This is a genomic window from Gardnerella sp. KA00127 (genome assembly GCF_049244125.1).
GTDB classification, from domain to species: Bacteria; Actinomycetota; Actinomycetes; order Actinomycetales; family Bifidobacteriaceae; genus Bifidobacterium; species Bifidobacterium swidsinskii.
Window position 1 is genome coordinate 378,871 of the sequence record NZ_CP058377.1, and the last position, 13,919, is coordinate 392,789.

4 protein-coding genes and 1 riboswitch are annotated in these 13,919 nt (G+C 44.9%); of the genes, 3 read left to right on the plus strand and 1 reads right to left on the minus strand.

Features of this window, described 5'->3' with window-relative positions:
* Nucleotides 1-43 precede the first annotated feature (43 nt).
* Entirely contained in the window at nt 44-9,682 is a 9,639-nt protein-coding gene (locus HXT48_RS01425; protein WP_421793114.1) for a hypothetical protein, read from the plus strand.
* Between the two features lie 486 nt (nt 9,683-10,168).
* On the plus strand, nt 10,169-11,122 hold the full coding sequence (gene thiD, locus HXT48_RS01430; RefSeq protein ID WP_103013816.1) for a bifunctional hydroxymethylpyrimidine kinase/phosphomethylpyrimidine kinase: 954 nt from the start codon (nt 10,169-10,171) through the stop codon (nt 11,120-11,122).
* Nucleotides 11,123-11,216: 94 nt separating this feature from the next.
* Here thiD and thiM read toward each other — a convergent pair whose 3' ends face one another.
* Complete coding sequence (thiM, locus tag HXT48_RS01435) at nt 11,217-12,794, minus strand: hydroxyethylthiazole kinase (RefSeq protein WP_033888471.1); 1,578 nt, start codon at nt 12,792-12,794, stop codon at nt 11,217-11,219.
* Nucleotides 12,784-12,895, minus strand: a riboswitch (TPP riboswitch). Its footprint overlaps the gene before it by 11 nt.
* Nucleotides 12,896-13,090: 195 nt before the next feature.
* On the opposite strand from thiM, the gene HXT48_RS01440 reads away from it, so the two are divergent.
* Complete coding sequence (locus HXT48_RS01440) at nt 13,091-13,888, plus strand: hypothetical protein (RefSeq protein ID WP_004109313.1); 798 nt, start codon at nt 13,091-13,093, stop codon at nt 13,886-13,888.
* The last annotated feature ends 31 nt before the right edge of the window (nt 13,889-13,919 follow it).

Here is a 13,919-nt window from a genome sequence, read left to right on the forward strand (position 1 = left end):
GCGACGCAAAGCAGTTTAAAACAATGCAAAACAGGTGGAAACAATGAAGAGTATTTGGACGATTATGCTAAACGTTCTTGTTCGTATAGGTCAATTGACTCAATGCGCAACTCGTGTAGCTAAACGTACGACTCAGAATATGTACCGTGTGGCTAAGAGCGCGGTTGAGCGTTTAGCTAGTCGTGTGTCTAATCGTTTGGATGATCGTATAGCTAATTGCGTGAATAAACGCTCATCTAAACGCGAGTCTGTTTTTGCATATCGTGCGTTCAGTAGCTCTTTTGCCACTGCTCTTAAAACTGTTCTTGTTTGCTCTCTTTCGGTAGCAATGTTGCTACCTATTTGCATTACTGCTGAAACCGCAGTTGCTTTGGATAGTGCTAATAATTCCGCAAATAATTCCACAAAGTCTGATCCAAAGTCTGATTCTAACTCTAATTCTAATAATCCAGACTCTAATCCAGACTTATCTGCATCATCTCAGTCTTCTGCGTTACAGAGTTTCGACAATTCACAAGGATCTGTAGATTCAGGGAATCTACTCTCTCAATCTTTTAATCCTTCTGCAGGCTCTGGCGCAGGCGTGCCGTTTGCTTCTCCGTTTGCTTCTCCATTTGGTTCTCAATTTGATTCTCCATTTGGTTCTCCGTTCGGATCTCAACCAAAGTCACTTTTTGAGCGCGCTGCAGAAGAAGAAAGAGCAAAAGCGCAAAACCGCGACGCTAAGAATTACTCAGCTCGTGAATCTTACGAAGTGTATCGCCCTGGATGTAACAAGGATTACGCTTTAGGCGCATGCATTACTACTGACGGCGATGGTGCTGGTTTGCGCGCTACGAACGGTCACGATTTGGATGTTAATAGCCTTGGATACAACTTGGAATCTAGCGACCAATTTGCTAGTGCAGCAACGAGACCTCGCGGCCACTACGAAAACGGTTCTGTACCTGAAGATCCTTCTGGCACGGATCATTACGGCGCAACTTACTTTACTCCGTATCCTAAGGGCACTTTTATTATGGGCCGTTTACGCAACATGGCCTTTAACCATAAGGGTTCCGGCGTCGACAGAATTAACTTGCCTATAGATGATACTGCAGATTTCGTGTTTGTAAAGCGCACCCCTAAGCTTTCCGGTGGTGGCTTCGTGTGGGATATTATTTTTAACGCTGGCGGCCGTACTCAAGGCGCTGGTGCTGCTCTTGATTACTTTACGATTCCAAAAGGTCAGATTCTAGACAAGGGTAGCGAAGGCGGAAGGCAGTATATTCAGCGTGTTCTTTACAGTGGCAGGGAAGCTACTGCTTTGTATAAGAAGAATCAAGGCAATAATAATCCTCCTCGCGAAACCTGCTCATTCTCGTGGGATAATCCTAACGGTTTATGCAGCATTAAAACTGACGGTAACGATTTTGATTCTGGAGATGACTTAGTCGCAGCTTGGAATAAGATGCGCGGCACTGACGACAGTAAGAATGGCAATTATTCTAGGATCCTTCCGGATGCTGTAACAACTGAGGATTTGGGTAGTTCTGACGCTATTGGTTGGTGCCGTGATGGTCAAGGTTTGGACTGCATTAGATCCAGTAGCTATGGTGCTTTGGATGAAGGCGATCTTAAAGTTGTTCCTAAAGTTGAAGGAAGCTATAACAGAGGCTATAGTCCTGCTTATGTTGCTCTCGTGCAAAATCTTTATAGATCTATAAAAGATGACACGCAGCGCGTATTTAGTTTTGTGAACAATATTAAGTCTGGCGAGATTGCTTATACGTATAAGATTCACTTCACTACTACAACTTCTACGACTAAAAACAACTCATATTGCTCTTCTAATAACGTGGGTGATGGCACGGGTTGCGAAAACTTTTCATTCTTCTACGCTGCAGGATCTTACTATGGTAAGAGAAAGAGCCAAGGTTTTTATGGTGCTACTGACCCGTTTGGTGTTACTAAAGCCAGTAAATATTCCATGACTAATTTTGGTCGTGACGCTAACTTCTACATGTACACTGTAATGCATCAGCAGTGGTATGGTGCGCCGCGAATTATGGATATTCAGGCTCCTAGATACCACTTCCTTAAGGGTACTGGTTTGGGTCCGTACAACAGTGACAGTGGTAATTATCTTGAGCACAGGCATATTTCATTCTCTAGTGTGTTGCTTGGAATAGTAAATCAGCCTTTGGGAACTTCATATCTTATGAACGAGAACCAAGATATACGCTTATTGCCTGATTATTATTCCCCGAATAACGGCTATGCTCGAGGCAATCAGTGGTTCCGTAATCCTGGTATGAACGACCATAATACGAAGGATTCAGAGCCTGGTAGGCATAAGCTTGAGCTTAGATATAACGATAGAACGTATCATATGAGTGAAACTCAGGATTTGTGGTATAGGGTTATTACGCAAGCAGACGTGTTTAAGCCTTTGCAAACTGAGGAATATGACGAAAATAACAAGACTCCTAAGTATTATTCTTACGATCAGCCGCTTCCTAATCCTCTTATTATTGATAATCGTGATAATAATGCTGGGTTTGTGAATTTTGTTGGCAAGCGTTCTGATTTGTATAGGCAGGTAATGGCTTTCGATCCTAACTTGTTCCCGCCTGTTAATAAAGATGAGTATGGTTCAAGGCATAGGTATGGTTCCATAAAGCAAAAGAAGGGCTCTAAGACAAACGATTATCCGCTTGATGCTAACTATTTGACTAATAATCCGGATGGAGATTCTAATACTCCGCTTAAGAATCTTGCTGTTTATAAAGCTGAGTGGACGAATAAGTGGGGTGATGAGTCTCGCTCGAACACTCTTCAGGATGCTGATTTAAGCGTTGCTGCTAAAGTGCCTATTGTTAGCGTTGTAAATCCTTGCGGTCATTCTAAGATTCTTGACGAATACAAGGATAAAATTAACGGTCAGTCTAGGTCTTCTATTTCATTTAGATCCATAGATAGTGACGATAATTCCGCTGCAAACAACGATCGTGCAGCTATGGGTGAGGATCGTGAAGACAGCATGCCTGAATGCTGGCCTAAAGCGCAAAATGCTACTAAGCGTAATGTTTGGTTTGTAAAAGATGCTCCTAAGACGGGCGATGACGGTAAGGAGTTGAAGCCTGGAGATCCTGTAAGGAAAGACTTGCAAGACAAAGTCTTGGCTAAAACCAAGCGTATTTACAGAACTTGGATGCGCAACAAGTATAGTGCTCAGCTGCAAGATGGCAAGAATCCTAAAGTTTTGCCAAATTACGTGTTTGTAAAGTACGTAAAGATTACGTTCTGGGATAATTCGACTACTGTTATACCTGTTGTATTCCCGTATGTTGATTACGAGAAGCCAACGTTGGATGTAAAAGTGAGCGTGAATAATGGAAATCCTGTTGATGCTCCAGCTGATGGTTTGAAGATTCCTGTCAATAGCAAAATTAAGTTCTGGGTTAAAGGTCATGACGATAAGAGGATTTTGCTTGGCGTAAAGCCGCAGGAAGCTACCGACTACTTTACTAACGATAAAAATAAGAGATTCTTTGATAGTAAAAAAGTTGTTGTGCGCAATGATTTCGATATGATTACCACTCCGCGTGACAAAAAGAATGATTGCGATACTCGCGGTTGCGGCGATTTTACTACAATAAGCTACGATCAATTCATTCATAAAAATGGTGAATCTGATAGTAAGATGGATCAAGTTGGCTGGGTTACTAACAGCAAAAATTCTAAAGATGATGGTTCTCCTACAGTATTAGTGGGCGATCAGAATAGAAATCACGGTGTGCATGATTTGATATTCCACGGTTGGGATGCTGCAGGTAATTCCGTAATAAAGAAAATTAAGCTGATTATTGTATCTCCTGGCTATGGTTTGCCAAACGTTTGGTGGGATAAGAAGCCGAATGGACATTATGTTGGGCGAGTGAATCCTTGGGATGAAGATAAGCGCGTGCGCTCGATTATGGTTAGGATTTGGGCGCGCGGTAAGGAAAAGCCTAGGAAGGATCATAACTACGATAAGCTGTGTCCAAATGATGGCAGTTGCTACGGCATTGTTATTCAGCGAGACGGTAATAAGAAGACTGATCTTTGGCATCAGGTTAATACTTTTAATCACAATAATGATGCTGCAAGCCCGGATGGGTCTAGAGCTGCTGAGGATAGAGCTGCTTTAGAGGACAGAGATGCAGTTGATGACAAGGCAGCTGACGGTAAGTCGGCTGACGGTAAATCTGCTGACGGTAAGGCGAAAGTTGATAATAAAGCTAAAGCTGATAGCGAAAAAACTGATAATGCCAAACCAAGGGAGAACTCTACCCAAAATCAGCAGGATGCGTCGGATGAGCAAGCTAATAAGCCTCAAACTAGCAACAAGCCTGCTTCTTTGAAGATTTCTAAAGCGACTAAGAAGAATGCTAAGAAGAATTCTAAGAATAAGACAGCTAAGAATAGTTCTAAGAAGAATTCTAAAAAGCGCAATGCTCCTGAAAAGCGCAGTAAAGTAAGATTTGCTGTGCTAAACGAAGGTGATTCTTCTAAGAATGCGAATACACAAAAATCTGAAGTAAGTAATGGTAAAAAACAGAGTGATGCTGGTAATACTGCAGAAAACAGTAGCACAAGCGAAGATAATAAGGGCAGTAACGATAGCAAGGACTCTAAGAACGTCAAGGATTCTGAAGATGCTAAGTCAGAAGAATCTAAGGGTCAGGATCGAGATGCTGAAGGAGAAGATCGTTCTGCTAAAAAAACTGCGAAAAGTAACGATGATTGGCGTAAAGAATTTAGTAAGCGCATTCTTACAGCAAAGCTTGGAGATCATATCAAGGGTTGCACTGCTAACGGCGGCGATAAATGCGAAATTACTTTTGATCCTGTAACTGGAAATATTACGATTCCGGAATACTTTGCAGAAATTGGTTCGAGAATTTACGTAGACACTTACTCTGTGCCGGAAAATAATCCAGATTGGCGTCAAGATAAACTTTGGAAGCTTATGGAGCCAGGCAATCTTCAGGATTACGAAGAATCTGACCCGCTTCCGCTCGATATTGCGTGGCCAAACGGCTTAGTGCAAGTGAACCCGTTTGAGCTTAATAATAACGAAATCGTGGCAATGCTTTCTTGGATGAGGCACGATAAGCGTAACGAGCGAATTTTCGGTTACCGCAAGGAAGAAATTGGCGTTAAAGGGCAAAAGAAGTACGATACTTACGACCAGTACGACAGTGGCTTTAAGCCGAAAACTACTCAAGCAAAGTATGCTTATGGTGAAGATAAGCCTAAATTCTCATGCCAGTCGAAGACGGATCAGCAGTGGAAGCTGTGCTTAGATGGCGTTACTGGTATTGGCAAGCTAGATGAGAAACATAAACTTAGCGAAATGCTGTACGCTATAAAGACTCTTTCTTTCCAAAAGTTGGAAGCTGATGACGAGACTACGCTTAACCCGATTGAGCATAAGGTGACGCGCTTCGTTGATATGCGCAAGGACTATACGTGGGGATTAGTAGACAACAACAAGAAAAGTGTTGACGGGCGAAACGATCCTGGATTTGACGGGCCGCAAAACGGCTTGCATGGAAATCAGAAGTTTGGCACGCAATACTTTGTGTACAAGTGGAACATAAACTCATACCGTAAGGGTGGCAATGGTAAGGCGTTAAACCTTCAGGATGCGCTAAAGCTTGTAAAAGGTACGCCGAATATCAATAAGCAAGAAGAAGAAAGTAAGCCGCAGCCTTCGCTAACTCCTATGAGTGCGGCGGATAATAAGCAATTTGATGCATGGAATGGTTCGTACCCTATGGCTGTTGCTGGTGGATTAGGTTACGCTGTGCGTGACAATACATGCGCTGCGTCTATTGCTGCTCATAACGGTGTTGCGCAAGAAGGTAAGTGTCAGTGGCGAAATAAGCTTAATTTAGTGAAGTACACGCCTAAAGAATTTATTATGGATTCTTCTTCATTCTCTTACAATGCTTCTGTAAATATGAAAAACGGAAGTGAAGTACATATTACAGATAAGCTTATTGAAAATAAGGGTAGTCAGCATGCTGGCGAAGATAAGTATGTTAGTGAATATGCTATTCACAAGGACTTCCTTATGCCTGGCGGTGAAGATTTGAACGGTCAAGCAGACGGCGAAAATATTGGCGACATTATAACTAAGAATATTGATGTTGACACTATGAACGACTACGACGCGTACGGTGAGGGTACTTCGAAGCCTGAGGGATACGCAAATAACAGGCCGTTTATGCATGCGCAACTTTATGTGAATAATGGTCAGGTTACGAACGATCTTCTGCTTCGTGAGCCTGGTAAGACGCCAGATAACACAACGAACGTAATAAACGTGTGGTTTATGCCGGTTGATAATGAGAAGCCGACGATTAGTGCGAAGAGTTATCAGGAGTGGGACGGTAAGCCGTGGGATATTCACGGAAGATGCATGATTAATGGCAATATCAATAGTTGTAATACGGTTGATGATGATGTTATTACTCTTGATAAGAAAATTTATGCAGGTAATAAAGCTTGGTATGAAGCTGATAATGCAACGATTAATTTGCCTTCAGCGTTAAAGCTAGATGATGATTTCAATGCTTACGAATCTGGCAAATGCACAAGAGAGTGGAAAAATGGCGGTATATTTAATAAGCAATACGTCACTTTGTGCCCGAATAGTATAAACAGTAAAGTGCTGGTTAATAATCTGAATGTGTATATTCAAGCGAATAATATTCAGGATTCTAGTGGTAAAACTTCTAGTCCGATGGTGAAGTTTGTTAGTAACAGCGTTACAAATAAACATTTGCTTAGAAGGTTTGTTGAAAAATACAGAAGCACAGATTTAGAAAATCCAAGTGTAAATAAGCAAACTGTATTTACAATGTATGCTGAAACTACGGATAGTGCTGGAAAGCAAAGTGCAAAAACTGTTGTTGGATGCTTTAAGGCTACGTGGACAGACATGGTGAAACCATCTGTTGTTGCGTACGATGGTAGAAGCAATGAATTTGCAAAGTATGATGACTGGCTCAGCAAAGATGGTTCTTCACAAAACCGCGATTATAAAGTTGTCGTGAAATCAGGCTATGGAGCTAAAAGAATGGTAGTTTACTATCACCCTGCTTCAGAGCTTGAAAAGCCTGTTACTAGTAATGGTCTTTTTGGCTCTGCTGCAAACTCAAATGAGACTAACTTGGAAACCAGCATTGGTAAAACAATTTCCGTGTGCTGGGATAAATCGTGGAGTGTATGCGCTGGTACTTCCAAGCCGAATGAAGTAACGCTTAATCAAGATGATAAGGGTAATGCTGTTATAACATTCCCTAGTGGTTACCTAGCTCCAGGAAGCGTGGTTCGAGCACGCAGCCGTCTTGAAGTTGGCCCATGGACGTATATGCCTGGTGTTAGAAGCCCTGAAGATCTTTCCGATGATTCGCCTAATAGGGACGGAAATAAGACTGCAAGAAGCGGCGGAAGTAATCGAAGCGGCGGAAATAGCAGAAACAGCGGAAATACGCGTGCTGCAAAAGGTAAAAATGCAAAAGGTCGCGCTGCAAAAGATAAAAACTCCTACAAAGACGACGCTAGTTCAGAAGATACTCTTGACGTGCTGCCAATGGCTTACGCAAAAGAAAAGCCTAGCGAAGTATGCCGTTCGGATTACTGGAGCGCAGACAACTGGTCTGGTTTGAAGAAGCCGTCCGACTGCGTGTACTTCGGTGTTACTATGAAGCGTCAAATAGTGCAAATACACCCAATGCTGCTAAGTGGTCACGAGGAGCGCGCAATACGAATGGATTTGCGCAGCGAAAACAACTTTGCGGGCGAACCAAAGAAGGGAATTTGGCTTCAAAACGATAGTGAAATCGTTACGAATGAGGATCCAAGGCTAGATCCTGGTAGAACTATGGTGACTTTTAGGAAGTATGACTATAATGCTATGGACGATGAGCATAAGCCTTTGAATCCGCCTACCTATAGTGGCCGCCAAGTAGGGAATATACAAGACGTAGCTGTTATGACTCGAGGCTGGAGAAGCCGCGTGCTTGTGCCAAATCCGCGAGAAAATAAGATTACGCGATTTGTGCGATTGCGTGCGCCTGAAAACGTAGATAGTGAGCATGGTAGCGATAGTAAGGGTGCTGCAGACTACTTAGCTGATGCGCCTACTAGCTTCGAAGAAACTAAAGATAATAGTAAAGCTCTGCGCGTAGCTGGGCGTTCGTATGATCCAGGATTCGTTCTTTCGAAAGATAAGAAGTCTCTTCTGTATCTGTATAATGCTTCAACTAAGCGCAACTTTACGCTTAATGATTTGCAATATGCGTTGAAGCTTAAGCGTAACAGTACTTTGCACCCAGCAAACGAGTGTGGAAACTATGTTGATGGAAGTCAATGGGCGTTTGCTGATTGTCAGCCATCCTTGCTGCCAGAAGTAAGAGGTAGCGATAAGGTTGATGGTGAGAAAGGTCGAAACGGCTTCAGCTTTGATTGGAATACGCACTTCTATACGTATAATCCGTCTGAAGACCATAGGTCTGGTGCTGCTTCTGCTGCTAACGGCGCTGATAACGACAATGGTGGTACTACTGAAGAAACTTGGTATGTAAACGTCATAGATATGATTTCAAAGGGTGGTACCGGCGGTGGATATTCTATTCCTAATAGCTCTGGCGTAACGTCTGAAAGTAGTAATACTGGTCTTTCGCTTACCGACTTCGCTAATATTGGCGCATGGGGTAGGTCTGGCAGTATTGGATCTGACTTAATTGGTCATAAGGTTCTTAAGAATCCAGATAATGGTTTGTCGGTTATTATGACATATGGCGATAGCTGGGTTGGAGATACTCATAAAACGCGAGGCAAAGAAGGCGGCTGGAATAACGATGCCAACTACGAATTCGTAATGCCTGTGTACCTGGTGCCTGTTGATAACGTTAAGCCAACTTTTGCTGCAACTGCAGGATCGCTTCTCAGTGGTCACGCGGATGCTAATAATCCTTACGTTGTAACGATGGAGGAGAAGGACTACGCTAAGCTCACGGTTAAGGGTAATCCTGTAGAATACAAGGACGGAAAAGTTTCGAAGTCTCAAAGCAAGGAGAGTGGAAAGACTCTGTTTGCGGATGTCCACGACGATTACGACAGTTTCGGTGATCTCAGCAACTTTAGCCTAGTTGCATGCAAAGTCAAGAAGGCTGGCGGCGCAACTGATTTTGACAGCTGCAAGTCAATAATGGGCAAAGATGGCTCCGTGGATACTGCGGCGTTCAAGAAGTTAAAGACTGACGGTGACGGAGTTGAGTACGCTTTGTATGGACACGCAAAAGATAAGTCCAGCAATGAAAGCGACGGCTTTGGTGATAACGGTAACAGAGGCCACTTAGTCGGATACTTCAGCTTTGGTTACCTGGTTCGTCCGGTTGCTCTGCCTTACAGCGGCGGTCAAGCTGCAATATGGTTCAGCTTCATATTTGGCGTGCTGTTGGCGTTGTTCTTGGCATCCGGCGCGTTCGGTAGGCGCGGATGGCTTGGGTTGGTTCTTAGTGGTCACGGATTCGGCGCACTCACTGACAGCAAGCATTGCGACGCTTCTGCAGAAGTGCTTCGAAGCGGCAAGCCGTTCTTCAAACTCAAGTCAAAGTTCAAGTTCAAGTGGCTTCGACGCTGACGCGTAAAATGCGTATGAGTTTGGACTTATAGCGTTTGCGTAAGTCCAAACTCACCCGCGAAACATATTTGCCTGCGACGCAATAGGTTATATACATCTTAATTGCGCGTTATTCAGTCGCGTGGATATTAGTGTGGTAGAGATTTGAGATTTTTCGCACTGAACGAGGTGAACGTCAGAGCCGCAGGCTGCTGATTCACCGAGTGAAGAAGAAAAATCGAAAAATCTCTGCGATAAGGCACGGTTATTAAACATTAAGCACGCAGAGTTTGGGGGATTTCTCTACGAGCACTAAAAGAGGACTGAGAAGCTACATTCTTTAAAGATAGGCGAACACACTAAACTCTTTTAGCAGCCAGAGCGCACGAAGGACGGGACGTGCGAGGAGAGAAATCCCCCGAAACTCGCGCCACGTTAAACAAAATGTAATATAAACTATACTTTCTCATGAAACTATATTCGCCTGCGACGCAATATAATAAAAGTATGACGCTAGTATCAAGCAAACAGCATGACTTGCAGCATGCGCAATCGTCCGCGCAATCGCCTATACAGCTTTCGCAATCGCCTATGCAGCAATCAGACCCAATCATTCCGCGCGTGCTAAGCATAGCTGGCACAGACCCAACAGGTGGAGCCGGAATACAGGCAGATCTCAAGTCAATTATGGCGGCAGGCGGTTATGGCATGTGCATACCAACTAATTTGGTTGCGCAAAACACGTGCGAAGTGCGCGAAGTATTCACTCCGCCAGTAAGCTTTTTCCGCACTCAACTTTCATGCGTGTACGACGACGTTACAGTTGACGCACTAAAAATCGGCATGCTTGGATGCACAGAATATATTGAAGCAATGCGAGACTGGATGTGCGATAACCCGGTTCCTGTAAGTGTTCTAGACCCGGTGATGATATCAACTTCCGGGAAGCGCTTGCTTGAGGCGAGTGCTGAAAATGCGATGCGAAACTTTATAAGCTGCGTTGATGTAGTGACGCCAAACGTGCCGGAATTGGCGGCTTTGTGCGAATCGCGCGTTGCGGAAAACTTTGAGGAAGCTTGCAACCAGGCGCGCAAGTTGGCTGCAAAAAACAGTGTTGTTGTAATCGTAAAAGGTGGGCACTTAACTAGCGAAGACGTTGGAAATACTGCGGTTTTCCCGGATGGTGACGCGCGGCACGTACCAAGCGAACGAGTTGAAACAAGCACAACTCACGGAACTGGTTGCTCGCTTTCTTCTGCGCTTGCTACGAAAATTGGGCTTGCTTTGCGCGAGGAAAAGAATTTGAGCGATCACGATACTGTACTTTGCGCACTTGAATGGTCAACGGCGTGGCTTCGAGAGGCGATTGCGGCTGGAAGTGAATTACATGTTGGGCGCGGCGGCGAGCGCGGTCATGGACCTGTAAACCACTCCGTACGAATCTTGCGGCAAACTGCGTGAGCGCGCGCTTATAGTGCGAGCGTTGTCTCGCGTTGGCGCGACGACATGCTTGAGCGCAGCACAGTGCGCGCGAAAGCAACTCGGAGCGTCCGATTTACTCAGTAATCACGCTTTTAAGCTCGCGCGCAACTTTCCCAGCATCCTCAGCGCACATAAGCGCCGACACTGTGCAAACTCCGTCAAGCTCAAGACCTCGAATAGGGAACACTGTGTTCTCGTGAATTCCGCCAATTGCCAACGTTTTTACGCCCATAGAGTGCGCAACTTTCGCCACTTCGTTCACTCCGTCAACTCCCAACGGCGGCACGTCGTGCGCTTTCGTATGCGTTTCAAAAGCTGCACCAATGCCAATCACATCCGGCAGCGGAACGTCATTTTCTTTGCACTCGCGGTAAGCTTTCTCCATCAAATCCGGTCGAGCGCAAGAAAGCCCAACCATCCACTCTGCCGGCATCGCTTTTCGCGCCTCAACAAACGGCGTATCCTTTTGCCCAACGTGCAAGTTGAAACCAAGCTGAGCTGCGCAATCAACATGATCGTCTATGAATACAGGCACATCGCCGTGCTCAGAATCAATAAGCGCATGACGCAACTTCTTCGCCTTTGCTGAAATTTCAGCGTCATCAGAATACTTATCGCGCAATTGCACAACTGTAACTCCGCCTTCAACTGACTCTACTGCAACTTCTTCTTCCGGGCGATTTCCCATGCGCGGATCCGTTACCAAATACAGTGTCCAATCAACAGGCTCCACCGTAAACTCAATATTTGTCAAACTAAACATGTCGTTTACGCTAAGAGTTGAAAGCGCATCCATCCACAGTGTGCGGAAAGTGCCGGGAGCTGTGGTTTGACGAGCTGCCCAAGTTCCAGCCGCTGCTGCGTGCACGTGTGCTGCAACAGTTGCTGCGAGCGGACGTTCTGGGTTTGCGCCAACGTATGCTGCAACCAACGCTCCCAAAGCGCAACCGGTTCCAACTACTTTAGTCATAGTTTTATGTCCGCCGGTTACGCGAGCTAAGCAACCGTGAGCGTAAATCGCGTCTTTTTCGCCAGAAATTGCCACTACTGAGCCGTACTTTTTTGCTAATTCGCGCGCGGCTTGAAGAGCATCGTTCACGTTATCGTGAGAATCCACACCTTTGCCGTTGCTCTCTTTGCCTGCAAGCGCCATGATTTCGGAAGCGTTTGCGCGAATTACGGTAGGGTGGTGCTTAATAATTTCGTGTATAAAGCGCGCGCGTGGAGCAAGTGCTGGAACGCCGATTCCAACCGGGTCAAGCACCCACGGAGTATCGGCTTTTTCGCATCCTTCAACAGCTGCGCGCATGTATTCGGAAGTTTCTGGCTGATGGAATGTGCCAACGTTTATGAGCACGCCTGTGGCAATTTGCGCAAGTGCATGCGCTTCTTCTGGGTCGGTTACCATAATCGGCGACGCTCCTGCAGCGAGCAGTGCGTTGGCTGTAATGTCTTGCACGATTACGTTCGTGATGCAATGGGTGAGTGGCTGCTGTGTGCGCACGCGTTCGATACATTGACGCACGTCGTTAAGAAACATGCGGCGGCGTGCGCGTACAGAGAAGCATGTGTCGACTTGCGTTGTTGAGCTTGTGCAGTATTCGTTTGCTTCGTTGCAGTTAGTTGTTTTTTCAGTGTTGCATGTTGTCATAATGTTTCCCTTCGCTAGCACTATCTAGATCAGGTTTTACGGATGTAATCTCAGCGCTTGACTTCACAATTTGTTGCAATTGCGCACTCCGAACCATCCTTCGACTATATCTTTTGTTCGTGACTTACGCTCTTTTGCGTTAGTGTCTCATTTTGCTTGTCTTGCAGCACTTGCAGGAATCTACAAAAATCGCGCCGCATTTTTGCAACTTCTTCTACATATTTTTGCTTTCAATTGTGTAAACATAAATATAGTAAATAAAAAGTAGATTATAGAAGTTACGAAAGCGAGATAACATGGCAAACGATTCCATGCTAGAACAAAAGACTCCGCTCACAGCGCGCGAATACGCGACGCGCACAGCAATACGCGCGATTGCAATCATCGCATCTGTTTATGGTATGGCTGCTTCGTGGGAAGGCTTAATGACCTTCACTTATTTTACGAATCTTTCTAACCTGATGATTTGTGTAGCTCTTGCTGGATCGCTTTTGCTTGATACAGCTGCGTTTATGCGTGCTCATAATTCTGTAGATTCAGCAGCGCAGCAAGATTCCGCAGCATCTTGCGCATGGTTCGACTCAAAATCCAACGCTTGGTACATTTTCAAATTCATGATGACTATCTCAATTGCTGTCACATTCACTTTGTACCTGTGTTTCTTAGCACCTACCAATAAGCTTGGTTTCGTTGGCGCTTACATGAATAACGGATGCAGCAGCCTTTGCGTTCACGCAGTTGCGCCGCTTCTTGCAATCGCTGATTTTGTGCTTTTTGATTATCGTTTCCGCTCTACTCGCGCACATTTGTATGTTTCTACTGTTCCGCCTCTTGCTTATGTTGCTTATGCGGCTATGCTTAGCGAGTTTGCTGGTGTTCGTTGGGGTGTTCATGCAATGCGCGCGCCTTATAATTTCCTCAATTATGGTGCTCCTGCCGGCTGGTTCGGCTTTGCACCGCAAACTTTTAATGCCACTACTTTGGGCGTTGGAGTTGCGTATTTGTTAATTGTGTTTACTCTTATTTTTATTGGTGTCGGCAGTGTATTTCTTGCTCTTAAGGATGCTCGCGCTCGTGCAATATTAAAAGAATAGTATTGTTGCGCGCCACTATTGCCTAATTGCT

Bases quoted from the DNA above. Each gene is read 5' to 3' on its own strand.
- thiD (WP_103013816.1), top strand. From the start codon at position 10,169: ATGACGCTAGTATCAAGCAAACAGCATGACTTGCAGCATGCGCAATCG.
- HXT48_RS01425 (WP_421793114.1), top strand. From the start codon at position 44: ATGAAGAGTATTTGGACGATTATGCTAAACGTTCTTGTTCGTATAGGT.
- thiM (WP_033888471.1), bottom strand. From the start codon at position 12,794: ATGACAACATGCAACACTGAAAAAACAACTAACTGCAACGAAGCAAAC.
- HXT48_RS01440 (WP_004109313.1), top strand. From the start codon at position 13,091: ATGGCAAACGATTCCATGCTAGAACAAAAGACTCCGCTCACAGCGCGC.